We start from the raw sequence: 2,217 nt of genomic DNA, 5'->3' as shown, positions 1-2,217 counted from the left end.
CTCTTCCGATCGGCCGCGCGACGGCGTCCGCGCAGAACAGCCGGTCGCCGAAGAAGCGCGCGAGGCCCGTGCGCGCCAGTGCCGCCTCGACGTACGCGCGGTAGCTGTTGCTCGCGCAGGCCGTCGTCAGTTGAATCGCGGCCAGCGCGACATCGATGCCGTCGACCATCCGCGCATTGACGGCCGCCGCCTCGACCGCCGCGCGGATTTCGACGACGTCGTCGTTCGACAGTGAGCGCCCGACGGCCTCGCTCGCGCCAGCCAGCACGCGTTCGATACGCAGCCCGAGCAGCGGCATCACGGCCGGCCGCGCGTCGACGCCCGGCCAGCGTGCATCGAGTTCGCGCACGAGCACGTCGGCCGCCACCGCCTCGCTGTCGATCAGCACGCCGTCGCAATCGCAGATCAGGACATTCATCGCGGTCATTTGACGGCTCCGAACGTGAGCCCGCGCACGAGCTGCTTCTGCGACAGCCAGCCGACGATCAGGATCGGCGCGACCGCGAGCAACGATGCCGCGGACAGCTTCGCCCAGAACAATCCCTCCGGGCTCGAGTACGACGCGATGAACACGGTCAGCGGCGCCGCGTTCGAGCTCGACAGGTTGATGCTCCAGAACGCCTCGTTCCACGACAGGATCACGAGCAGCAGCGCGGTGGACGCGAGCCCCGGCAGCGCCATCGGCATCAGCAGGTAGACGATCTCCTGCCACGTCGACGCGCCGTCGATCCGCCCGGCTTCGAGGATGTCCTTCGGGATCTCGTTGAAGTACGTGAAGGTCATCCACACCGCGATCGGCAGGTTGATCAGCGTGTAGACGATCACGAGGCCCGACACGCTATCGAGCAGCCCCGCGTTCTTCCACAGCAGGTAGATCGGCACGAGCACGCCGACCGACGGCATCATCTTCGTCGACAGCATCCACAGCAGCACCTTCTGCGTGCGGTGGTTCGGGAAGAACGCCATCGCGTACGCGGCCGGCACCGCGAACAGCAGCGAGATCACCGTGACGCCCGCCGAGATCAGCACCGAATTCCATGCGAACGCGAAGTAGTTGCTGCGTGCGAACACCTCGCGGAAGCTGTCGAGCGTCGGGATGAAGAACAGCGTCGACGCATACGCCTGCTGCTCGGTCTTGAACGCGGTGATCGCCATCCAGAAGATCGGGAAGAACAGCAGCAGCGCGATCAGCCACGCGAGCGTGCCGGGCAGCGCGCGCCGCACGAGGTCGAACACGGCCGGCACGCGCCGGCCTTCGAAGGTCAGGTCGCTCATTTCTCGTACTCTCCCTTCAGGTTGCGCGCGAGCATCCGCACGAGGAAGAACGACACGACGTTCGCGACCACGACGGCGATGATGCCGCCCGCGGACGCGAGGCCGACGTCGAACTGCTGCAGGCCGAGCGCGTAGATCAGGTACGACAGGTTGGTCGTCGCGTCGCCGGGGCCGCCGCCGGTCGTCGTGTAGATCTCCGCGAAGATCGACAGCAGGAAGATCGTCTCCATCATCACGACCACTGCGATCGCGCGCTTCAGGTGCGGCAGCGTGATGTAGAAGAACATCGCGATCGGGCCCGCGCCGTCGATGCGCGCGGCTTCCTTCTGCTCCTGGTCGAGCGACTGGATCGCGGTGAACAGGATCAGGAACGCGAACGGCAGCCACTGCCACGCGACGATGATGATCACGGCGGTGAGCGGGTAATCGGCGAACCAGTCGATCGGCGTCATGCCGAGCGCACGCATCGCGTTCGCGACGAGCCCGTACACCGGGTGAAGGATCATGTTCTTCCAGATCAGCGCGGACACCGTCGGCATCACGAAGAACGGCGCGATCGCGAGCAGGCGTGCGACGCCCTGCCCGTAGAACTTGCGGTCGAACAGCACGGACATCAGCACGCCGCCGATCACCGTGATCGCGAGCACTGCGCCGATCAGCACGAGCGTGTGCCAGATCGCGGGCAGGAACGACGGATCGGTCGCGAGGAAGCGGTAGTTGTCGAGCCCGGCGAAACCCTTCACGTCCGGGTTCAGCAGGTTGTAGCGCGAGAACGAATACCAGATCGTCATCGCGAGCGGAATCGACATCCACAGCAGCAGCACCGCGACGGACGGCGAGACGAGCCAGCTCGCGCCGCCAGATCGGAAGAGCGTCGTGTCCGGAAACCGTCTATATCTCGGTCTACACCTCCTCTGTCTCCTTTTCATTCATCCTTACTTA

2 protein-coding genes and 1 pseudogene are annotated in these 2,217 nt (G+C 65.4%); all 3 read right to left on the bottom strand.

Translation table 11 applies throughout. The annotated features are described in order from the left end of the window. Positions 1–427: HAD family hydrolase (locus tag G3N99_RS39365; RefSeq protein WP_346778520.1), on the bottom strand; the 427-nt coding region annotated here is incomplete at its 3' end. Further along, entirely contained in the window at positions 424–1,275 is an 852-nt protein-coding gene (locus tag G3N99_RS39360; protein WP_122946150.1) for a carbohydrate ABC transporter permease, read from the bottom strand. The genes G3N99_RS39360 and G3N99_RS39365, both read right to left, overlap by 4 nt. After that, a pseudogene (locus tag G3N99_RS39355) lies at positions 1,272–2,123 on the bottom strand (sugar ABC transporter permease); the annotation flags it as partial. The gene G3N99_RS39360 and the pseudogene G3N99_RS39355, both read right to left, overlap by 4 nt. Positions 2,124–2,217 lie beyond the last annotated feature (94 nt).

Origin of the sequence: Burkholderia sp. Ac-20392 (genome assembly GCF_017104585.1) — a bacterium.
In the GTDB taxonomy this organism is placed as follows: domain Bacteria; phylum Pseudomonadota; class Gammaproteobacteria; order Burkholderiales; family Burkholderiaceae; genus Burkholderia; species Burkholderia lata.
The sequence above is the reverse complement of the archived record's forward strand: the minus strand, read 5'-3'. Positions and strand labels throughout refer to the sequence as shown.